The organism is Enterocloster sp. 210928-DFI.2.20 (assembly GCF_020554465.1).
GTDB lineage: Bacteria > Bacillota > Clostridia > Lachnospirales > Lachnospiraceae > Enterocloster > Enterocloster bolteae.
Map to the genome: position 1 here is coordinate 30,531 of NZ_JAJCHK010000011.1, position 20,616 is coordinate 51,146.

At 51.0% G+C, this 20,616-nt stretch carries 19 protein-coding genes and 1 riboswitch; of the genes, 7 read left to right on the plus strand and 12 right to left on the minus strand.

Going from position 1 to position 20,616, the window contains the following annotated elements:
* Positions 1–16 precede the first annotated feature (16 nt).
* Complete coding sequence (locus LI015_RS11860; RefSeq protein WP_002569470.1) at positions 17–835, plus strand: aldo/keto reductase; 819 nt, start codon at positions 17–19, stop codon at positions 833–835.
* Between the two features lie 289 nt (positions 836–1,124).
* Positions 1,125–1,490 carry a winged helix-turn-helix transcriptional regulator gene (locus tag LI015_RS11865; RefSeq protein ID WP_002569471.1) on the plus strand — a complete coding sequence of 122 codons (366 nt, stop codon included), beginning with the start codon at positions 1,125–1,127 and terminating at the stop codon, positions 1,488–1,490.
* A gap of 185 nt (positions 1,491–1,675) precedes the next feature.
* Here the strand turns inward: LI015_RS11865 and LI015_RS11870 are convergent, their stop codons facing one another.
* Together LI015_RS11870 and LI015_RS11875 are read right to left on the minus strand one after the other, a co-directional pair.
* Complete coding sequence (locus tag LI015_RS11870; protein ID WP_227125120.1) at positions 1,676–2,479, minus strand: M55 family metallopeptidase; 804 nt, start codon at positions 2,477–2,479, stop codon at positions 1,676–1,678.
* A 44-nt stretch (positions 2,480–2,523) separates the two neighbouring features.
* Entirely contained in the window at positions 2,524–3,750 is a 1,227-nt protein-coding gene (locus LI015_RS11875) for a hypothetical protein (RefSeq protein ID WP_002571231.1), read from the minus strand.
* Positions 3,751–3,930: 180 nt separating this feature from the next.
* On the opposite strand from LI015_RS11875, the gene LI015_RS11880 reads away from it, so the two are divergent.
* From LI015_RS11880 to LI015_RS11890, 3 genes are all read left to right on the plus strand, one after another.
* Positions 3,931–4,719 carry a MerR family DNA-binding transcriptional regulator gene (locus LI015_RS11880; protein WP_002571232.1) on the plus strand — a complete coding sequence of 263 codons (789 nt, stop codon included), beginning with the start codon at positions 3,931–3,933 and terminating at the stop codon, positions 4,717–4,719.
* The gene (locus LI015_RS11885; protein ID WP_002569475.1) at positions 4,716–6,080 is read left to right on the plus strand and encodes an MATE family efflux transporter; all 1,365 of its coding nucleotides are present in this window, start codon (positions 4,716–4,718) and stop codon (positions 6,078–6,080) included. Before LI015_RS11880 ends, LI015_RS11885 begins: the two co-directional genes overlap by 4 nt.
* Before the next feature lie 73 nt (positions 6,081–6,153).
* Positions 6,154–7,713 carry a putative polysaccharide biosynthesis protein gene (locus LI015_RS11890; RefSeq protein WP_002569476.1) on the plus strand — a complete coding sequence of 520 codons (1,560 nt, stop codon included), beginning with the start codon at positions 6,154–6,156 and terminating at the stop codon, positions 7,711–7,713.
* Positions 7,714–7,765: 52 nt separating this feature from the next.
* Here the strand turns inward: LI015_RS11890 and LI015_RS11895 are convergent, their stop codons facing one another.
* The 4 genes from LI015_RS11895 to LI015_RS11910 all read right to left on the minus strand — a co-directional run bounded on the left by LI015_RS11895 (position 7,766) and on the right by LI015_RS11910 (position 11,214).
* Positions 7,766–8,491, minus strand: coding sequence for a GntR family transcriptional regulator (locus LI015_RS11895; RefSeq protein WP_118019147.1), 726 nt, complete (start codon positions 8,489–8,491; stop codon positions 7,766–7,768).
* Between the two features lie 85 nt (positions 8,492–8,576).
* A complete protein-coding gene (gene pnuC, locus LI015_RS11900) occupies positions 8,577–9,263 on the minus strand; it encodes a nicotinamide riboside transporter PnuC (protein ID WP_002569478.1) in 687 nt (228 codons plus the stop codon).
* Positions 9,264–9,268: 5 nt separating this feature from the next.
* Positions 9,269–10,222 carry a PfkB family carbohydrate kinase gene (locus LI015_RS11905; RefSeq protein WP_118019146.1) on the minus strand — a complete coding sequence of 318 codons (954 nt, stop codon included), beginning with the start codon at positions 10,220–10,222 and terminating at the stop codon, positions 9,269–9,271.
* Complete coding sequence (locus tag LI015_RS11910; RefSeq protein WP_002569480.1) at positions 10,219–11,214, minus strand: ADP-ribosylglycohydrolase family protein; 996 nt, start codon at positions 11,212–11,214, stop codon at positions 10,219–10,221. Before LI015_RS11910 ends, LI015_RS11905 begins: the two co-directional genes overlap by 4 nt.
* A gap of 388 nt (positions 11,215–11,602) precedes the next feature.
* Here LI015_RS11910 and LI015_RS11915 point away from each other — a divergent pair, with 388 nt between their 5' ends.
* Positions 11,603–12,982, plus strand: a complete 1,380-nt coding sequence (locus LI015_RS11915; RefSeq protein ID WP_002569481.1) for an MATE family efflux transporter — start codon at positions 11,603–11,605, stop codon at positions 12,980–12,982.
* A gap of 86 nt (positions 12,983–13,068) precedes the next feature.
* On the opposite strand, the gene LI015_RS11920 is transcribed toward LI015_RS11915, so the two are convergent.
* The 5 genes from LI015_RS11920 to LI015_RS11940 form a co-directional block, all read right to left on the minus strand.
* Positions 13,069–13,920 carry a sugar phosphate isomerase/epimerase family protein gene (locus LI015_RS11920; protein ID WP_227125122.1) on the minus strand — a complete coding sequence of 284 codons (852 nt, stop codon included), beginning with the start codon at positions 13,918–13,920 and terminating at the stop codon, positions 13,069–13,071.
* A 46-nt stretch (positions 13,921–13,966) separates the two neighbouring features.
* Positions 13,967–15,235 (minus strand): NAD(P)-dependent oxidoreductase, encoded by a 1,269-nt coding sequence (locus LI015_RS11925; protein WP_227125124.1) that lies wholly within the window; start codon positions 15,233–15,235, stop codon positions 13,967–13,969.
* A 371-nt stretch (positions 15,236–15,606) separates the two neighbouring features.
* Positions 15,607–16,179, minus strand: coding sequence for a folate family ECF transporter S component (locus LI015_RS11930; protein ID WP_002569484.1), 573 nt, complete (start codon positions 16,177–16,179; stop codon positions 15,607–15,609).
* Between the two features lie 234 nt (positions 16,180–16,413).
* Positions 16,414–16,526: riboswitch (THF riboswitch) on the minus strand.
* Between the two features lie 80 nt (positions 16,527–16,606).
* Positions 16,607–17,632 carry an MBL fold metallo-hydrolase gene (locus tag LI015_RS11935; protein WP_002569485.1) on the minus strand — a complete coding sequence of 342 codons (1,026 nt, stop codon included), beginning with the start codon at positions 17,630–17,632 and terminating at the stop codon, positions 16,607–16,609.
* A 64-nt stretch (positions 17,633–17,696) separates the two neighbouring features.
* Entirely contained in the window at positions 17,697–18,239 is a 543-nt protein-coding gene (locus LI015_RS11940; protein WP_002569486.1) for a phosphatase PAP2 family protein, read from the minus strand.
* Positions 18,240–18,446: 207 nt separating this feature from the next.
* Between LI015_RS11940 and LI015_RS11945 the strand changes: the two genes are divergently transcribed.
* Positions 18,447–19,469, plus strand: coding sequence for a PTS transporter subunit IIC (locus LI015_RS11945; protein ID WP_227125126.1), 1,023 nt, complete (start codon positions 18,447–18,449; stop codon positions 19,467–19,469).
* Between the two features lie 241 nt (positions 19,470–19,710).
* On the opposite strand, the gene LI015_RS11950 is transcribed toward LI015_RS11945, so the two are convergent.
* Positions 19,711–20,463 carry an EFR1 family ferrodoxin gene (locus LI015_RS11950; protein WP_227125128.1) on the minus strand — a complete coding sequence of 251 codons (753 nt, stop codon included), beginning with the start codon at positions 20,461–20,463 and terminating at the stop codon, positions 19,711–19,713.
* Positions 20,464–20,616: the final 153 nt, after the last annotated feature.

Genomic DNA, 20,616 nt, shown 5'->3' on the forward strand with positions numbered 1-20,616 from the left:
CAGGAAGGAGTATCCTATGCACTATGTACAATTGAACCAGGGGAATAAAATTCCCCAGTTAGGCCTGGGTGTCTATCAAACCGCAGACGGACAGCAGACCATGGACGCTGTTTGCTGGGCGCTGGAGGCCGGATACAGGCACATCGACACTGCAAAGATATATGGAAATGAAAAAAGCGTGGGAGACGCAATTCGTGAAAGCAAAATTCCCCGCCAGCAGATTTTCCTTACCACAAAGCTGTGGAATGATGATATACGGGCCGGACGGACAGAGGAAGCATTTAATGAAAGCCTGGCCGCCCTTCAGACAGATTACATCGACCTTTACCTGATTCATTGGCCTGCAGAGGGTTTCACCGAGGCCTGGACTGCCATGGAGAAGCTCTATAAACAAGGCAGAATAAGGGCCATCGGGGTCAGCAATTTCCACAAATGCCATTTGGATGAACTGGAGAAGAGGGCAGACGTCATGCCTGCCGTCAATCAGGTGGAATCCCATCCCTACTTTAATAATAATGAACTGATTGATTATTGTTTCAGCCGCGATATTGCCGTGGAAGTATGGAGTCCCCTGGGGGGAACCGGCGGAAATTTGCTTCAGGATGAAACGCTGGTCCGGTTGGCACAAAAATACGGCAGGACACCGGCCCAGATTGTCCTGCGCTGGGATATCCAGAGAAATGTGGTAGTCATTCCCAAATCCACACACCGGGAGCGGATTGTCTCCAACCAGTCTATTTTCGATTTTGAATTATCCGACCAGGACATGGAAGCAGTCACCCGCTTAAACCGCGCAGCCAGGGTTGGGGCGGATCCGGAGCATTTTAATTTCTAGTACCATCAAAAACAGGCCCCTGGCCTAACAAATCACAAGCAAAAAAGGGGGGCAACCCGTCCGCAGGTTTCTCCCCCTATTGCTGCTTATCACGTTCCCTCTCGCCCTTTCCTCTCCTTTCCTCCCCGTTCTTCCCCCTTTCTTCCATTTCTTACCCATGCTCTCCCTTCCGCTTTCTGCCAACCTTCATTTCAGGCGCATTCATCTTACAGACAAGTATAGTGCAGACAGGCAAAAAATCTGATATAATAAACACAGTTCCTTAAAACACTTAAAGGAGGCGTCACGAATGCCAGACATAAAAATTGTTTCCAGCGAAATAGAGGTGACTCTCAAGGTCATCGGCGGGAAATGGAAGCCGCTGATTCTGCACTACCTGCAGTACGGGGGTGTAAAACGTTATAATGAAATCCTGCGTTATCTGGGAACCGCCCCCAAAAAGACGCTGACCGCGCAGCTGAGAGAATTAGAGGAGGATGGAATTATTGACCGGACAGTCATTCCCACGCTTCCTGTCCAGGTTGAATATTCCATAACAGAACACGGAAAGACACTTTTTCCGATTCTCAGCCTCATGTGTGACTGGGGATATAAAAATATGGGGGACCGCTACCAGCTGACGCATCCCACCTGCGGTTGTGAGGATGAGGAATAATAGCAGTAACGCATGTTTACACACTCAGCCGGGCTTTTGCGCAATTAGGTTATAAGGGCAAGGAGGATATATTTCCTTTTCACATCATGGAAAAAGGCGCCTGGGGACATTGATGTGATACCATTATGTCCTTAAGCGCCGTTGCTTTCTTTTTCCAATGGGATTTGTTATATACAGATATCCTTTTATAAAATGGTGAAAATAAGGAATCTTCCCACATCATACCAGTCATCTGACTGGAAGGTTATGGTATAAGGATCTTTCTGGGTTGCGCCGGGATAATAGCTTCCTGATTTCGCCAGTGTATGGTCCTTAAAACACAGCTCTACATCGAAATGTCCAGGCAGTACAATTCTGGCTTTTGCCAAATCCTGTTCCAAGGCATGCTTTGCAGCCTTCTCAATCTGTTTACATGCCAATTCCCCGCTGATTCCTCTATTCCTGCCTCCGATGTCGTCCTTTACCGGTACTGTCACAAGGCATGGGTGATACTTCTTCCCTGTCTGGCACAGGCTTCTGTCACCGGTCAATAGTACACTGGGGACATTGCGGTAGGCTGCCATATAGCTGTAAATCATAAACTCAGAGGCTATCTCCCCATTTACTTTGATGGAATGTACCTTTGAATGCGAAATGGTATGGGCGAGATTATTGCCCTCACACCCTGCCGCGCTGTGATAGCCCACATAAAAAGCAGCGTCAAAGCTCTCGTCGATGCCCTCTACCATTACATCCGGGGCATATGTATAGCTTCTGATCAGCTCCACATACTCCGGCATGTATTCCGGGAGAATGTTATTTCCGTGGCCATGGGCATCCTTAATTACGATTTCATCAGCCCCGGCAGCGTGTGCTCCCCTGGCGGCGGCAACCGCTTCTTTTGTCATCTCCAGACGGTTGCGCTCATAGTCCAATCCGCCCGGCGCTGTTGAGTCCCAGCCAACCGCATTGGCGGTTCCCTCGATATCAACACTGATATACACCTTCATTTTATTACCTCCTGTGATTCTTACTCATACATTGCCGCATCACATTACCGGATGATAAGCGGCATCAATAGAACTCCTGCCAACAAACAAAATTTACTGCCCATGGAGGCCGCTATTATACAGGACGGAGAAATTTTTTCTACAAGGTAAAGCCTCTCTTCTTCATTCCTGGATAAACTTCTGGCAACCTCATTGATTACATTCCTCACACCGGGAAACAGGTAAAACAAACCAATGGTGGCCGAGGCGCCTAACCACGGATCAAAACCAAATACTTTCGCTCCCAGCATTCCGCCCAGAACCAGTCCCACTCCGCTTAACAGGATAACCAGCAGCAGCGGAACGATTTTAGCCATGATTTCCTGGAGCGTCATATCGTTGAGCATTTGAAACAGCAGGGCGTAGATAGCAGCCATTACAAATCCTCCGGTCTGCGTACGGTCCAGCATGTTCATCCGGAACAGTCCGATGAATGTACCGCCAAAGCCAAGTAAAATCAGCACGATTGACCAGCCAAGGCCGGTAATGCCTCCCAGCCACATGGCTAGTGCCGTAACGACAATCAACTGTAAGAAGGCAACTGCCTCTGTCTCATACTTTGGAGGAATCCAGGCACAAAACCGCGGACTTGGATTTTCAGAAGAATTAAAAGGCGCCCCCCATTTGTTGAGCTTTCCCCCATCGGAATGATCCACAATTTTGTCTGTCAGATAAGCGTCCGATGCAATAAGCTTCCCAGCATATTTTCTTGTAATCAACGAACCCACCGGCTGTCCGATTGCGTCAATGGTACACGCCAGCAAGAGCGGTATGGTGACCATCTCTGTCAGGCCGGTTCCCTTCAAACGGTCTAATACAATCAGCCCTCCGGTCAGGCCGGAGCCGCAGGTCGTCATTGCCGCCGCAAACATCTCTCTCGGGTCATAAAAAAGGCCTCCGACTACTACGGTACATAAAAAACCTGCCAGTACTGCAATACAGCCTATGATGATAAATTTCCAGTTCTTTACAATTGATATTGGGAGGATACTTGTTGCAAGCCCTGCAACAAACACAGGAAACAATATATCCCCCAATGCCGCCAGTCCGGATACATCAGGATAGGTCTTAGGCATTCCACACCATATGGCGATAAGATACGCGACAATAGCAACTGCCAGGGACGGAAATTTTGCTTTCGTTTTCAACGATACAATATCCCCTAATGAAACAAAGGCAAAGCAAATTACGATTGCAATAACAGGTGCCACTTTTACATCACTTCCCTTCATATTTTATGGTACTATTCCTATTGTTATATTTTTTCCCTTTTGTTATAATGGAAAAAAATATGCAATAGTACTCAATTCCTGCAGGAAATTAAGCTATACATATAAAAAATGTATGATTGTACTATAAACCATAAAGTAGCTTTAGAGTCAACATGTTTATCAATACAAAAGGATGGTGTTATGCCGAAAAAAAATTATATAGGGAAAATAGCCGATTTATTCAGCGTTTCAATTGCAACACTGAGATACTGGGGAAAGGAAGGCCTGGTCAAATTCGACCACAGCGAAGAAAATGGCTACCGCACCTGGTCCATGCACACACTGCGCACCTTGTGCGACATCACCTTATACCGGCAGCTTTCCATACCCATCCAGGATTTAAAGCATATACATGAATTAAATGCAGAAGAAATCTATTCCCTTCTCCAGTGCCGCCGTGAATACATATGTGATATGATTGAGGATCTACAGGATAAGCTGAAACACATTGACATTAAATCAGACCAGGTCAATACCGTCAGAACAATGTTGTATTCTGAACCCAGCTTTTTATCCCTCTCCCTTCCGGCCATCTGCGCTTATGAGCTTTTGAATAAAGAAAACCTGTCCCACCTGTATGACCACGAAAAGGAATTAGTCATCCTGATACAGCCGCAAACCCCATCCAGATATGACTATGGCCGGTTTACTGCCGTCCCGGCAAATCCGGGTACGCTCCTTCGTCCCAAGGATGATGCGCCGCGTGTTTATCTGCATGTACTTCTAAAAAGCTCATATGAGGATCCGGCTGATAATGACTTGGCCATCTATTATGATTATCTTAAAATGCATAATTACCGCCCCGGTCCTGCTATCGGGAGGGTGCTGGTTTCTGCCTGTGAAGGAAGGCTGATGAACTATTATGATACGTACATAGAGGCCATACCTTTCAAAACTTCAACAATATTCCAAAAGGACGGTATATCATGAGCTCTAATGAATCAGAAAACGAACGGTACGAAATGCTGGTGAACGGGGACATACACAAGGTTATCCCGCGGCTTGCCGTCCCCACCATCATCAGCATGATGGTCAGCGCCATCTACAACATGGCAGATACATTTTTTGTGAGCCAGCTTGGCACCAGCGCCTCCGGCGCTGTGGGCATCATATTCTCAGCCATGGCCATCATCCAGGCCCTGTCCTTTACCATCGGCATGGGCAGCGGCAACTACATGGCCCGGTGTCTGGGCGCCGGACGCCATGAGGACGGGGAACGCGCTGTCTCTGTCGCGTTTTTCACCGGCTTCCTCCTGGGTACCTGTCTGGGCGTTTTCTGCCTGTTCCACATTGACCAGGTTGTGATGCTTCTGGGCGCCACGGAAACCATCAAGCCCTATGCAGTGGAATATGCCCGCTATATTTTCCTGGCCACGCCTTTTATGATGTGTTCCTTTATCATGAACAACCTGCTGCGGCTCCAGGGCCTGGCTGCCTTTGCCATGGTGGGAATCACCGCCGGCGGCATCCTTAACATTGCCCTGGACCCCATCTTCATCTTCGGCCTTGGTCTGGGCACATCCGGGGCTGCCATTGCCACCGGCCTGTCCCAGTTTATCAGTTTCTGCATTCTCCTCGCCCAGTGCAACCTGCGCAGGGAGTGTATCCATATCCGCATTGGCAATTTCCGTCCCTCCCTTTTCCTTTACGGCAAGATCTTAAGCGGAGGCCTTCCCTCCCTGACCCGCCAGGGTATGGCCAGCATAGCGACTATTGTGTTAAATACCACGGCCCACCCATTTGGCGACGCGGCCATCGCTGCCATGGCCATTGTGAACCGCCTGATTTACTTTGTCAACTCAGCCGTCATCGGCTTCGGCCAGGGGTTCCAGCCCGTGTGCGGATTTTCCTACGGCGCCAGAAAATACAGCCGGGTCCGCCAGGCCTACTGGTTCTGCGTGAAATTTACCACCTGCATACTGGTTGTGGTGTGCGCAGGCGGCTTCCTGGTCTCCGGTCATGTAATCAGCCTGTTCCGGAAAAACGATCCTGAAGTCATTGCCATCGGCACGCTGGCCCTGCGCCTGCAGATAGCCACCATGTGGATGAACGGATTTCTGACCATGAGCAACATGATGTCCCAGTCCATCGGCTACGGATTCCGCGCCACCCTTCTGGCTATCTCACGCCAGGGTCTGTTCCTCATTCCGGTGCTTCTCATCGCCGCCCATTTCCTGGGCCTTTTGGGCATCCAGCTGGCCCAGCCCGTTGCCGACATCGCAACCCTGGTTCTCACCTTAGTCATAATCCGGGGCATCTTCAGGGAATTTAACAAGTTAGAGGGCCTCTAAATCGCCGTCCAATGTGTTCTACATCCTGGAATTTATCATATATTTTTAATAATTCCCATCTCCAGGAGCGTTTATGAATCACTCATTGACCGCATCCTCCCCTGTCTCCAAGCGCTTGTCACCCAGGAAAATGGCCTTCATCACCGGGACCCTACTCCTGACCTCCACCGGGTTCATATGCAGGATACTGGGATTCTTCTACCGAATCTTCATGTCCAGGACCATCGGCGCCGAGGGACTGGGGATTTACAATATGGTGCACCCCATATTCAGTATCTGTTTCGCTGTCTGCGCAGGCTCCATCCAGACCGCCCTGTCGCAGTACGTGGCTGCCAACCAGACCAGGGGCAGGGCCGTATTCAGGACGGGTCTGGTCATTGCCATGGGCATGTCCTTTCTCCTGGCCTGGGTCATCTATGGAAATGCCGGTTTCCTGGCAGAAAAGCTTCTGCTGGAACCAAGATGCGCCCCCTATCTGCCGGTGATGGCAGTGTCTGTTCCCTTTGCAGCCCTCCACGCCTGTATCAACGGTTACTACTACGGCATGCAGAAAGCCCGTGTCCCCGCCTTTTCCCAGGTGGCGGAGCAGGTCATACGCATGGGCGCCGTGTTCCTCATCGCCAGCATCTGGCTGGAATCCGGACGCCAGATTACGGTAAGCCTGGCTGTATACGGACACCTGATTGGTGAGATGGCATCTGCCGTGTTCACTGTGTTCTGCCTTGGCTTCTTCCCGCCCTGCAAAGACGGGGATTCCCGCCGCGCTCCGGCCATCCCCCTTTCCTTTGGCGCCACTGCGGCCCCCCTTATGGCTCTGGCCCTTCCCCTTATGGGAAACCGTCTGATATTAAATGTCCTGGGAAGCGCGGAAGCCATATGGATCCCCAACAGGCTGATGAGCTCCGGCCTCACAAACTCAGAGGCCCTGTCCGTATACGGCGTGCTGACCAGCATGGCCCTGCCCTTCATCCTGTTTCCCTCTGCCATCACCAACTCCATGGCCGTGCTCCTGCTGCCCACGGTGGCCGAAGCCCAGGCCGACGGCAACGAGGCCCGTATTTCCTCCATGATATCCATGTCCCTGCGCTACAGCTGCTATATGGGTGTGCTGTGCATCGGCATATTTACCATCTTTGGGAACCAGCTGGGCGTCAGTGTATTCCACGATCAGAATGCAGGTACATATATCACCATCCTGTCATGGCTGTGCCCCTTTATGTACCTGGCCACTACCATGGGAAGCATCTTAAACGGTCTTGGCAGGACTTCATCCACCTTTTTCCAGAATGTGTTTGCCATGGTCATACGGCTGGCGTTTGTACTCTTTGCCATTCCCAGATACGGTATCCTGGGATACCTGTGGGGCATGCTGGTCAGTGAACTGGCCCTGGCCCTCATGAGCTTCCTGGCGGTAAAGCGACTGGTACCCTTTTGCTGGGATACCGTCAACATGATAGTTAAGCCCGTGCTCCTTTTACTGATTTCCATCGGCATGTACCTGGCATTTTCCCAGTCCTGCTTCTGGCTTAAGGAGCTTCCCCTCTTTATCATGACAGCCGTGCAGATTCTGTTCCTGAGCTTCAGCTACATGGGACTTCTGCTCCTGTTCCACAAAAAGCGGCCCCTGCCTTAAACAGGGACCGCTCTTTTCTTGCTTTGCCGCCCATATATTAACGTAAGCGTACTTACGTGTTATATTTTTCCACATAATAGCTGAGGATGTCCGTCAATATATAGGATTCATATATCTCGAATACAGTTTCATTATCATGGTACAGACAAAATGAGGCAGCGTTGATTCTGAGCAAGGGCTGGTTCTGCTCTGTCTCCAGATATCCGTAGATTTCACTGCTTCCCACTGTTGCGTTTAAAATCTGGCGCGCCTTTGTGAAGGAGAGCTGGTAAAAGGATTTAAGCACTTCATACAGGGAGTTGCGGTTGAAATCAAATAACTCCAGCTTGGGAAACAGCTTCCTTGGGAGGATAGAGGTATTGATACAGTAGGGCCTGCCGTCCGCATAATAAATGCTCTTGATGACATAGACCTCCTCCCCTTCCTCCAGCCCCATCCTTCGCCTTATATCCGCGTCTGCTTCCTCCACCTTCAGTGACAGCAGCTTTTTGGACGGCGTCTTTCCCTGATGGAGAATGGCCTCGGTAAAGCTGTAGATACGCGACAGCCCCTCCGAGCCATGGTCCCTGACAAAGCTTCCTTTTCCCTTGATTCGGTAGAGCAGCCCCTCATGAACCAGCTCGTCTATGGCCTTCCTGACTGTAATCCTGCTTACCCCATAGGATGCGCACAGTTCATTTTCCGACGGAATGACCTGGTTGGGCCTGTATTCCATGCTCTCGATTTTATGTATGATATCCTGCCTGATCTGCTCATATTTGGCTAATTTCTCTCTCATAATAACCTCAATCCGCTCTCTTTTTGTTTTTATCATTATATACTGAGAGCGACATTCTTTCAACTTATTGGAGAGAGAAAAGGGTTCATTCCGCTGTTTTCTGCGATATTTTCCTCCAGTTCATGTATCCGTAGAGGGAATTCAGCAGATTCACTGTTTTCATTACAATGATAAGCAGGGCCGTGGTGTCCCCTGATACAAACACCATAATCCACATGATAATAGACAGAGCGTTGACAATAACCCACATAAGCCACTGCTCGGAATAACGCAGCAGATAGAGCATACTGGCTATAACGGATACCACTGTGGTCAGTGAATCCATGAACGCAAAGGAACCGCCCATGTATTTTAACAATTCTGAATATCCCCAGACTCCCACGGCTGTGGCTATGGCTACCCCTGCCACAAGCTTAAGCGTCATGGTACGGAATCTGACCTCGCCGTCGCTGGTTGCGTTCTTCTTCCACAGATAGATGGCCGTGGCGCTGACCGGAATGCTGTAGAGCACATTGTACATGACCTCGCCGTACAGCGGGATTCCCAGACACTGGTACGCGTACATGGCGCTGTTGATGATGGCAAAATAAAGTCCTGCCACCTTGCCCTTTGCTCCCAGCACCAGGTTCAGGCTGCCTGTAAGGCTTAAGACAAGCATGAACGGCGTATCCCCGTTGATAAACCATATGACAGTCATCAGGGAACACACGAAAATCAGCCAGACTTTCTCAAATATACTCCAATCACGAAAGAACTCTTTTATCTTATTCATTTAAACTACCCCTCCACATTCGTATGTTTACTGCACCCGTTCAGGATATACGGCGCAAAATCCTGCTGTTCAAACATTTCCCCGGTCATCACCGGCCCCTGGATGCTAACGATTGCCGAGGCCACCCGGTTGGCAAGCCTCACGCATTGTTCCGTATCCAGCCCTTTGGAGTACCCGGCAATCATGGCAGCCACATGGCTGTCGCCTGCACCTATGGTATCCTTTACCTGTGTTTTATAAGCAGGGACCTGCCTCATCACGCTGCCGTCATAATACATGGTGCCGGAAGCTCCCATGGTGACCACCACAAGGTTATGATTCAGGCCGTACAGGTACTTCAGGCAGTCCTCCACAGACGGCTGCTTTGCGTAATCAAAGGCTTCCTTTTCATTGAGATGGAGAATGGGACCCACTGAAAGGATGCGCTCCATCACAGCCTGGTCAATGTCGGTTATGACCGGTCCCGGGGCAAAGAAAACGCGTTTTTCCTTCATCCTGTCCTTCGCGCCCGCCATCCAATCGGAAATGACCCCGCCGCTGGTACCGCACACCTGGTATCCGGCCACATAGATGCTGTCGTAGGCATCCTGAGACAGCTGTTCAAACCAGGAAGGCCTGAAGCGCCCTTCCGCGCCCTTGACCGTGATAAATGTGCGCTCTCCATCCTCCTCCACCAGGCACAGGCAGTAACCGTTGTCCGACTCCTCTTCCCTGATAAGGATTTGGTATCCCAGCTTTTCCAAATCGCCTGCGATCATATCCCCGTACATGCCCCTTCCCACAGGCACGAAAAGGTCGTGGTCCACGCCAAAGCCCCGCAGCGTACCTGCCACGTTGTAAGCACATCCTCCCACCGCGGACACGGTTTCGCTGCACAGGATATCCTCTCCGCTTTTAGGCAGACGCTTTATTTTCATGATAATATCAATGATGGCCGCACCTATTACAAGGGTTTTCATGCAAATCTCTCCCTTCCCTTTTCCAGTATACGGATGTAATGGTCAAAGTCCGCATCATTCTGCTGCCTCAGGGTCCGGATGTATTCCGGTTTTATCCTTCCCATCCCTGTAAATGCCCCGCAGACAGCAGTGGCCATGGCTCCGATGGTGTCTGTGTCACCTGCCATGTTGGCACAGAGCAGGCAGGACAGGTTTGGATCCTGGGCATAGTATGCCACGGACAGGGCGGCAGGGACAGACTCAATAATACCTACCCCGGTACCCACCACATCGTAGAGCTTATGGATAAATCCCTCATCATCCCCCTTATAGGATCCGGCGATGTCCAGGCCAATCCTTAAGCGCTCTCCCAGCCTTGGACTGAAGGTCTCGCAGCCCATGCCGTAACCAATCTCCTCAATCCCAAACACATCCTCCATTACTTTCTCAAAGTCATCCTTCACAATAGCCGAACTCACAGCCTCGGCAATCATGGCAGCCCCGGCTATGGTCACATCACTGGTGTGTGTGGCTCTTGACACCAGGTAGACATATCTGGCAATGTCCTCCTTTTGTTCCGGCCGGAACAGGCAGCCGATGGGTGCTATCCTCATAGCGCTTCCGTTGGACAGCGCCTTATCCGTAATCCTGGAATCCTGGATGTTATCCCTGAAATTTGCCAGGGCCACCTTGGAGGTGGGACCCAGAATATTGTTTTCAAAGGCATTTTCCTTCTCAGCCCAGGCCAGCATCCTCAGGGCAATGTCTCTGGTGTCCGGTTCATAGTCAGTGGACTCAATGGAGTCCAGAAGAACAAGGGCCTGGCCCGTATCGTCGGTGAACTGGCCCTTCTTATAGTTGAACGCCACATCATTCTCAGCCGGTCCGTCCAAGAATCCCTCAATCCGTCCAAAAAAGGCCTTTACTCTCTTTCTTCCCCACAACTCGGCAGGCATCCCCATGGCATCGCCCAGGGCCATCCCGTAAAGGGCTCCGGCAATTTTGTCTCTCATACTGTTACCTCCTGGCAATTTATTATTACATATTGTTATTACAACTTGTATTGTTATTTGCATTATAATATTATCTGACATTCCTGTCAATATAAAATTACATTTTTATGCATATAGCTGTAAAATAATACTGTTTTTTTCGCTATTATTCTATTTTTTTGTATGATATGTATAATTAAGGTGAGTTCTGTTCTCTCCTCTCTTTCCGGCTGCCGCATAAAAAAGCAGGCCATACAGGTTAGATCCGGTATCCCCGCAGAGTAAATTTAGTCCGGCAGGGCCTGTTTTTTCGGCTTTTTGCCAGCCGGCCCTCTGGTTGACTTTCCCTTGGTTTCGAGATATAGTATTTAAATGGCTATTTTTGAAATACGAAAGGATTGAGATTTATATGGAGAAAAACAAAGAAGCAAAAGAGGTGGACCTGGGCACGGGCAGCGTGGGGAAGCTTCTTTTTCAGTTGGCCCTGCCGGCCATTACAGCCCAAATCATCAACGTTCTGTATAATATGGTGGACCGTATGTATATCGGCCACCTGCCCGGCGAAGGCGCCAACGCGCTTACAGGGGTAGGCGTCACCTTCCCGGTTATCATGGCGATTTCCGCCTTTGCCGCCCTGGTAAGCATGGGCGGCGCTCCCAGGGCATCTATCATGCTGGGCAAGGGCAGGAAGGACGAAGCAGAAAACATCCTGGGCAACTGTACCACTGCCCTTATAACCGTGGCCGTTGTGCTGACTGCCTTCTTCCTTATCTTCGGCCGCCGCATCCTGCTGATGTTCGGAGCCAGCGGCAATACCATAGAGTACGGGTGGGCTTACATGCAGATTTATTCCCTGGGAACCATTTTTGTACAGCTGGCCCTTGGACTCAACGCCTTTATCAATGCCCAGGGATATGCCAAGACAGGTATGTACACCGTGCTCATCGGGGCCATATGCAACATCATCCTGGACCCCATTCTCATGTTTGTGTTTCACATGGGCGTTCGGGGCGCTGCCCTGGCCACCATCATATCCCAGGGAATCTCCGCTGCCTGGGTTGTCCTGTTCCTGATATCGAATAAGAGCTACCTTAAAATACGCACCTGCTTCATGCGGCCCAAAAGGGAAATTCTCATGCCGGCCATTGCGCTGGGCGCGGCCCCTTTTGTCATGCAGTTCACGGAAAGCATCCTGAATATCTGCTTTAATACCTCCCTCTTAAAGTACGGGGGAGATGTGGCAGTAGGGGCCATGACCATCATGGGAAGCGTGATGCAGTTCTCCCTACTGCCCCTTCAGGGACTGACCCAGGGCGCCCAGCCCATTATCAGCTTTAACTACGGCGCCAAAAAGCTGGACCGCGTAAGCAGGACCTTCCGGCTGCTTCTGACCTCATGTATGACCTACTCAACCGTACTTTGGGCTGTGGCCATGTTTGTGCCCATGGTGTATATCCGCATCTTTACCCAGGATGCAGCCCTGACAGCCTTCAGCGAGTGGTCCATCCGCATCTATATGGCCGCGTCCCTGCTCTTTGGAGCCCAGCTGGCATGCCAGCAGACCTTTATCGCCATCGGAGACAGCAAAACCTCCCTGTTCCTGGCTCTGCTGCGGAAGGTCATCCTGCTGATACCGCTGATTTACGTTCTGCCTAACCTCTTTGAAAACAAAGTGTTTGCGGTATTCGTGGCAGAACCCATTGCCGATACCATAGCCGTATGCACCACGGTAACACTGTTCCTTCTTTCCTTCCGGAAAATGAAACGGGAGCTGGGAGCCAATGCCTGATTGTATCCGCATCTGACGGACAGATAGGGCTATCCTATATCAAAAGACACCCCAAAGCCTTTTATCAGCTTTGGGGTGTTCCATATCTACACCCGATCGTAAATCGTCTGTAAGAACTTCACATCTTCATGATACCGCTCCCTGCTGGAATTCTCCAACAGCATGGCAATATGGGGCTTCCTCTCCTTTACATGCCTCATAAGGGGTTCATACCGGAAAAGGCCGTCACCCACATGGCGGAACAGCTGTTCCTGGCCGTCAAAGACAAAATCCTTTACATGAAGGGCGCCTATTCGGTCGCCGTAATATGCAAAAGCCCTGTCAATAACCTCTTTCTGTGCCTCCGGCTCCGCCTGTTCGGGGTGGATCAGGTTCACGGCGTCCAGTATCACCTCCACATTGGGGGAATCAATGTCCTCCAGGAACCGCTTCATCCGGGCAGGGCTGTACAGCGTGTGGTTAAATACGCCCTCCACACCTACAATAACTCCCAGCTTCTCAGCCGCAGCCACGATCTCCCTCATGCTCCTTAAAAGCAGCTGGTAGGCGTCCTCTGTATAGGATTCCTCTGTGACCCTGAAATCCGGATCCAGGCGTCCTGTCTCGGTTCCCACCATATCAGCCCCTATGATTCTGGCATATTTCATATGTTCGATAAAACGCGCCACCTCTGCCTGACGTCTGGATTCAATGGGATTGACAGGATTGATATAGCAGCCCAGCACAGCCACATGGATTTGGTTCTTCTCCAGCTCCCGGGCAATGGTCCGGGCAAAACCGGAGCTGTAATGGCCTGCGGTAAAATCATAATCGCTGATGGACTTTCCGAATGCCAGCTGGATTTGACGGATATCATGTTCCCTTACCTGGGCAAACAGCTTCTCCATTTCCATCTTCGGACATAAATCATGGCATCTCATGCCTGTATTCAGTTTCATGGATCCTTCTCCTTTGCAAACGTTTTCAAGTCCTATTTTACCACGGTTATTCCCGGTCTGCCAGTCCTTTCCCGTCTTTTTCATTTTTTTCTTTACCGGCTTTTTCCTTCATATAGGCATCCATGGCATCCGCCACGGTCTTGGAATAGGCCACTGCCTCCACCACGGTCTTGGCTCCCAGAACCACATCGCCGGAGGCAAAGATTCCCTCCACTGTTGTCTCCCCCTGTTCGTCCGTCTGCAGAAGGCCGTTTCTGGTGGCCTTCAGCCCCTCTGTGGTATTGACCAGCTTGCTCTTTGGCCCCTGGCTGATGGAAATAATAACAGAGTCAGCGTAAACCTGCTCTTTTTCCCCGGAATACCCCGTCACATTGCCTTCCTCATCATACAGTATCTGCTGAAATACAGGCCCGTTGTCATTGATTTCCACAATATTCCTGCTGAACTCAAATTTAGCTCCGTCCAGCATGGCATACTGCGTCTCATGAAGGCTGGCGTCCGAATGGCTTCCCCTGGCATAGAGGGTCACATGGTGGGACCCTTTTCGGATGACGGTCCTGGCCACGTCCATGGCGGAATTGCCCACTCCGATGACAGCCACCCTGTCCCCTAAGTCGTAGGCATCCGGATTAGCCAGGTAATCAATGGCAAAATGCACATTTCCCAGGGATTCTCCCTTGATTCCCAGCTTCTTGGGACGCCATACGCCGGTGCCGATGAAGATGCTCTCATATCCGTCCCGGAACAGGTCCTTGATTTCCAGAGCCCCTCCTATGGTGGTATTGGGACGAATCCTGATTCCCATGGACAGAAGCTTTTTCTTATAGCGCTCCAGTATCGCCTTGGGCAGACGGAATTCCGGTATGCCGTACTGCAGTACGCCGCCAATCTTGTCCCTGGAGTCAAAGATGGTTACGCTGTACCCCTTCTTTGTCAGAAGGATGGCGATTGTGATACCCGCAGGCCCCGCCCCGATAACAGCCACCTTTTTCCCGTTCTTTGGCTGGCACTGGACGTCAATACGCTCCAGGCATGTGTCCGATATATAATTCTCTATGCTGCTCACATGAACCGGCTGCCCCTTCCTTCCCAGGACACAGTGGCCCTCGCATTGCCGCTCATGATTGCATACAAGGGAACACACCAGTGACATGGGGTTGTTGGAAAACAGCATGGCCCCTGCCTCCTCCAGTCCCCCCTCTTTCAGGGCCTTAATCATGGCTGGTATGGGGGTGTGGATTGGGCATCCCTGCTGACACATGGGTTTCTTACACTGAAGACAACGGTTGGCTTCGTCGATTACATGAACTGCCATGGCATGATTCCTCCTCTAAACTGCTCTCATCTCATTTTTGCAGCCCCAATCATAGCACAGCCATACAGGGGAATCAACAGAGCCGGTGTACTTTTTGCAAAACAGCCCGTCGCAAAATTAACAGGACAAACCGGCAATTCTCAGGGACTGTTCTGACCTGCCCGGACCACCTGACAGCAAAATGCCCCCGGGACAGGTTCATACCTGAATCCCGAGGGCATTTTGCTGTAAACAGAGAGGGACAACCGGTATCTGTCCCTCTCTGCTCTCGTTAAATGCTTCACCCGTTAAATAAATAACTTTTAATCTTCTCCTGGCGGCTGCCGGTTTTTGCTGCCGGTTTCTCTGCCGGTTTCTGCTGCCTCTTCCTGCTACCGCTGTACGGCTGCCCTGCTTCCTCTGACCACCCGGAACACGCCGGACATCTCCAGCATCTTGGCCACATTGAAAAAAATAAAGGAATCAATGGGCCATTTCACTATGTTCTGTATGACCCTGGGAGGCAGGAGTATCATGAATGCCTGCCCGTACAGGATGCTGAGACACAGGGTATTGAGAATCACATTGCACACCAGGCAGACCAGAAAATGGGCCGCCAGCACCCTGGTCAGCTTTAATGGTTTCTTATAAAAGAAAAACCCGTAAATCAGGCCAGCCAGCATGGTCACCAGGGTCAGGCCGGGAAAGAAGGCCCCCACCGGCTTGATGAGATACTTGATGATGTCCAGCGCCCCCGCAAACAGGCAGCTGACTGCGGGGCCAAACAGATAGGCCACTAATTGGTTGGGTATGCCGGAAAAACCGATTCTCTGGGTGTTCGTCAGTTCGATGCGGAAATTTACCAGGATGATTGCCGCTGCCGCCAGCATGGCGCACACAGTGATGGTCCTGACACTCTTAAGCTCCCGGGACGAGCTGCCGAACAGTTCTGCTAATTTCTTCATGATTCATTACCTCCTTTGCAGATTTCACGGACTACAAACGGAGATATACAATGGCAGGTGCAGGAACCTTTCTTCCTGGCATACAAAAAACGGCCCCGAAAACCCATCCGGTGCACCATTATGCCCGGACATGGCTTCCCTGTGCGAGAACGTGCTGTATCATTGATTTTCACACACGCTTTTGGCCGGCGTAAACCGGCTGCACATAAAACAGGCCGCTCCATCTATCTCTGTTGCAGCGGGATGCGGCATATGTACCGCAGACAGTTTCCCTTTGGGAATCCTCTTTCGTCCAGCTGACAACTCCCTGTCCAGCCGGCACTTAACGCACATATACCTACTCTGCTTCTGTTTTTATTGTACCTTCTACTATACACTATATATGAAGATATGCAAGCACTTTTTTGACATCTTCCTCCGCGGCTTATTACGGCGCTTCCCAGTAATAGGTACCGTTCTCCAGGGTACGGATGGCAAAATCCTCATCATACAGGTATTCCAGACAGGAAAAGGTCTTGCTTATGACCATCTTAAGCTTGATGAACTCAGACTGGTCCCTGGGCACATGGTCTATACCGTAAGCCAGACACGCCACCTCCTTGGTGGTCATCCTGTGGTGGCCGTGGTCCAGGATATGCTTGATCAAATCCGTCTTATCCAGATAGGCAAAGACAATCCGGTCCACCACCCGCTTCACATCCCGGATGGGCTCCTTGTGAGCCGGAAGAATCAGGCAGTCCACATACTGGTGCTTCAGCTTTTCCAGAGAGTCAAAATACCCCTTAAGCAGATGCTCGTCGGGATAGGTGGTGCCCACAATAGGCACAATGCCGTCAATGACCTGGTCCGCGCAAAAAAGTATCTTATGGTTCCGGTCGTACAGCCCCATCTGCCCGTAGGTATGTCCCTTAAGCCCCACTGTCTCCAGGTCATAATCCCCATAGCTCAGAATCCGTCCCTCACTGACCGGCGTATAGGGATATCCCGGAATCTCGAATTCCCATCCCCTGTTCTCCCGGATCCTTTGGTTTACTTCCATAAACATGTTCCATATCTCCGGCGTCCCATCCTCTGTCACCCCGACGCTTTGCAGCACCTGGGGCTGGTCCTCCGTGGATCCATGGCTATGGTTATAGTACAGACAGTCATAGCAATGCCTGTCTTCCTGGGGATTCATGAACAGCCTCGCGCCTCTGGCCGCATACTCGCTGGCCAGACCGCAGTGGTCATGATGCTTGTGGGTCAGGAATATATCCAGCCTGTCATAGGTGATTCCCAGTTTTCCCAGCGCCTCTTCCATGACGTGCAGACACGTCCTGCTGCGAAAGCCCGCGTCCACCATCAGGCTTCTCTCCCCATCCTTTCCCGGAATAAGGAATATCTTAATCTCATCAATGCTTTTCTGATTGCTGTGAAGCTCCACTTCAAAAATTCCCGGAGCGCGTTCCAACATAACTTCCACCTGTCTTTCATTCTGTCATTCTATAGCCATATCCGTTGTCCGGCCTGCCGCCATGTCATGGTTTCCCTGACATCCGGTCCGTTTTTTTCATCCGCCTTTTCGCTGTTCTCACCACGGACCACGCGATTACGGTTCCCATGACAATTCCCGCCAGCACATCCGTTGGAAAATGTACAAAGAGATACAGCCTGGAAAACGCGGTAAGCACCGCCAGCATCAGGGCCGGAATCCCCCATTTCCTGTTAAAAAGGAAGATGCAGACCGCTCCCTCAAAGCTCACCAGGGAATGCCCCGATGGAAAGGAGAAATCCTTTGGAACAGCGACCAGCAGTTCCACGGAAGGATCCAGCCAGCAGGGACGCTGCCTGGCCGCTATATTTTTAAGCATTACATTGCCCAGGAGAAATCCGGCTGCTATGGATATAAGCATACATCCGCCTAATATCCTGGTCCTGGGAAATGAAAAAAGCAGGACACCCATAAGGATCCAGAACCATCCGTGGTCGCCCAGAGAGGTAATGAACACCATAAGCCCGTCTACCAAAGGCGTGCGAAGTTCCTGCAGTGTATATAAAATCTGGAATTCGATAACGTCCACCTCATTTCCAGGTTAATATCCCCTGTTCATACCATTATATCCCACACAGTATTATTTTGCAATCTGTTAATATTTTAACAAAAAATGCGATTTTAGTCAAAAACCTTGCATTTTTATAAATATGTGATAAAATCCCTAACAAAATAAAGGCTCCGGAGCGTATAAATTCCGATACATTCCTCAGCCCCATAAAGGGAGAATATGAGTATGGCAAAATCAAGTGTGAAAGAATTCCTGAAACGGAAAAATGTAAACATCACGGTGCAGACCTATCTGATTGACGCCCTGGGAGCCATGGCCTTCGGCCTGTTTGCTTCCCTTCTCATCGGCACCATCTTCGGTACCCTGGGCCAGCAGTTCCAGATAGAAATTTTCAATGTCATTGCCGACTATGCCAAAAGCGCTACCGGCGCAGCCCTGGGCATCGCCATTGCCCACGCCTTAAAGGCACCTCAGCTGGTGCTGTTTTCCGCTGCCACGGTAGGCATCGCGGGCAATGCCCTGGGAGGTCCTGTGGGCGCCCTGGTCGCCACCATTGTGGCGGCTGAACTGGGCAAGATTGTATCCAAGGAAACACGTCTTGATATCATCGTAACGCCCGGCATCACCATTATCTCCGGTGTGCTGGTGGCCCAGTTCGTGGGACCAGGCGTGGCCGGGTTCATGAACTGGTTCGGAAATCTGGTAAAGACAGCCACGGAAATGCAGCCCTTCATCATGGGGATCCTGGTGTCAGCCCTTATCGGCATTGCCCTGACCCTTCCCATCAGCAGCGCTGCCATCTGCATTGCCCTGTCCCTGGACGGACTGGCCGGAGGCGCTGCCACAGCCGGCTGCTGCGCCCAGATGATTGGATTTGCCGTTATGAGCTACCGCGAAAATAAAATCGGCGGACTGATGGCCCAGGGCCTGGGCACCAGTATGCTGCAGATGGGCAATATTGTACTCAATCCCCGTATCTGGATACCTCCCACACTGGCATCCATGATTACCGGCCCCATAGCCACCATGGTCTTCCGCCTGGAAAACATCCCGGCCGGGTCAGGCATGGGTACCTGCGGGCTGGTAGGCCCCATCGGCATATATACGGCCATGGGCGGCGGAACCAGTATGTGGGTGGGCATCCTTCTGGTGTGCTTCCTGCTTCCTGCTGTGCTGACCTTTGTGTTTGGGGAGGTACTGCGCAGGATGGGGTGGATAAAGGATGGGGATTTGAAGTTGGATTTGTAAGGTGGAAGGTACGCGGACGGGGGATTTGAGTCGGGAAAAGGCGTGGGGGACGGGCGGGGAGGTTTGGCTCATGGTTCCCTCGGGAACAGTCTCTAATCCAGGAGAGGGGGCTGTAATCCCTCGGTAAAATTCTCCAAAACTCCCCGCCCGTCCCCCACACCTTTTCCAGCTTATTCTTTCTCATGTCCGCTGGCGCTTCCACGCTTGCGGGTGGGATTAAATAGGGCTTGGTTTATTTTCATTATATGCTTTTGGGGCAGGTGTAGCGGGGGAGGGTTTGGGTGTGTTTTCCGTATTCGATGGCTTGGCTTGGACAGCGGTTTATGCAGGCCATGCAGTGGGTGCAGTTTTTCCCCCAGACCGGGGTTCCGTTTGTCAGACGGATGTTGTTTAAGGGGCAGATAGCGGCGCATTTGCCGCAGGATGTGCAGGCGCTGGTTGCCTGGAACTTTTTGGCGTGGACGAACATTGGGTAAAAGAGGATGTTTACTATGCTGCTGTTGATTTTGTCTTTTCGTGTTATGGGAAGCTGGGGGAATGGCCTGCTGTCCTTGATTTGCCGGGCGGCTTCGTCTATTGCCCTCAGGGAACCGCGGATTATTCCGGCTGCTTCTTCCTGGGTGGGAGTGGCGAACATGGCAATGTAGTTTTCAGGCATGATTATCTGGGCGCAGCCCGCATAGTTGAGGCCTTTTGCGTCGGTTAGCTTTTTTAGGTACCTGCCTGCGTTTCCAATGTTTCCGCCGCAGGTCATTACGAAGTATATGGTCCTGTTTCCGGTTAGTTCTGTTTTTTCCAGCCATTCCTGCAGAATGCGGGGAATTCTCCACGCATAGGTGGGGGCGGCCACAACCCACGGGGTGTCTGAGTGTATGCTTGAAAAGTCGCGGCTGCGTATTTTCTCTCCCAGATTCATGATATTGTCGTCTGTCTCTTCTCTGATTCTTTTCGCGGTGTATTCACTGTTTCCTGTTCCTGAAAAATATAGAATCATGGCTGTTGTCTCCTTCTGCCTTTATGGCTGTGGGCTGATATGCTGTACGCTTGTGCGGATAAGGCTGGTTAAACGGGCTGTCTCTTTCTGTTGGGTTACGTCTGCGCTTACATCGTGGTTGTTAGTTCATTAACCATTATAGCGGACAGAGGG

Bases quoted from the DNA above. Each gene is read 5' to 3' on its own strand.
- LI015_RS11860 (WP_002569470.1), top strand. From the start codon at position 17: ATGCACTATGTACAATTGAACCAGGGGAATAAAATTCCCCAGTTAGGC.
- LI015_RS11865 (WP_002569471.1), top strand. From the start codon at position 1,125: ATGCCAGACATAAAAATTGTTTCCAGCGAAATAGAGGTGACTCTCAAG.
- LI015_RS11870 (WP_227125120.1), bottom strand. From the start codon at position 2,479: ATGAAGGTGTATATCAGTGTTGATATCGAGGGAACCGCCAATGCGGTT.
- LI015_RS11875 (WP_002571231.1), bottom strand. From the start codon at position 3,750: ATGAAGGGAAGTGATGTAAAAGTGGCACCTGTTATTGCAATCGTAATT.
- LI015_RS11880 (WP_002571232.1), top strand. From the start codon at position 3,931: ATGCCGAAAAAAAATTATATAGGGAAAATAGCCGATTTATTCAGCGTT.
- LI015_RS11885 (WP_002569475.1), top strand. From the start codon at position 4,716: ATGAGCTCTAATGAATCAGAAAACGAACGGTACGAAATGCTGGTGAAC.
- LI015_RS11890 (WP_002569476.1), top strand. From the start codon at position 6,154: ATGAATCACTCATTGACCGCATCCTCCCCTGTCTCCAAGCGCTTGTCA.
- LI015_RS11895 (WP_118019147.1), bottom strand. From the start codon at position 8,491: ATGAGAGAGAAATTAGCCAAATATGAGCAGATCAGGCAGGATATCATA.
- pnuC (WP_002569478.1), bottom strand. From the start codon at position 9,263: ATGAATAAGATAAAAGAGTTCTTTCGTGATTGGAGTATATTTGAGAAA.
- LI015_RS11905 (WP_118019146.1), bottom strand. From the start codon at position 10,222: ATGAAAACCCTTGTAATAGGTGCGGCCATCATTGATATTATCATGAAA.
- LI015_RS11910 (WP_002569480.1), bottom strand. From the start codon at position 11,214: ATGAGAGACAAAATTGCCGGAGCCCTTTACGGGATGGCCCTGGGCGAT.
- LI015_RS11915 (WP_002569481.1), top strand. From the start codon at position 11,603: ATGGAGAAAAACAAAGAAGCAAAAGAGGTGGACCTGGGCACGGGCAGC.
- LI015_RS11920 (WP_227125122.1), bottom strand. From the start codon at position 13,920: ATGAAACTGAATACAGGCATGAGATGCCATGATTTATGTCCGAAGATG.
- LI015_RS11925 (WP_227125124.1), bottom strand. From the start codon at position 15,235: ATGGCAGTTCATGTAATCGACGAAGCCAACCGTTGTCTTCAGTGTAAG.
- LI015_RS11930 (WP_002569484.1), bottom strand. From the start codon at position 16,179: ATGAAGAAATTAGCAGAACTGTTCGGCAGCTCGTCCCGGGAGCTTAAG.
- LI015_RS11935 (WP_002569485.1), bottom strand. From the start codon at position 17,632: ATGTTGGAACGCGCTCCGGGAATTTTTGAAGTGGAGCTTCACAGCAAT.
- LI015_RS11945 (WP_227125126.1), top strand. From the start codon at position 18,447: ATGGCAAAATCAAGTGTGAAAGAATTCCTGAAACGGAAAAATGTAAAC.
- LI015_RS11950 (WP_227125128.1), bottom strand. From the start codon at position 20,463: ATGATTCTATATTTTTCAGGAACAGGAAACAGTGAATACACCGCGAAA.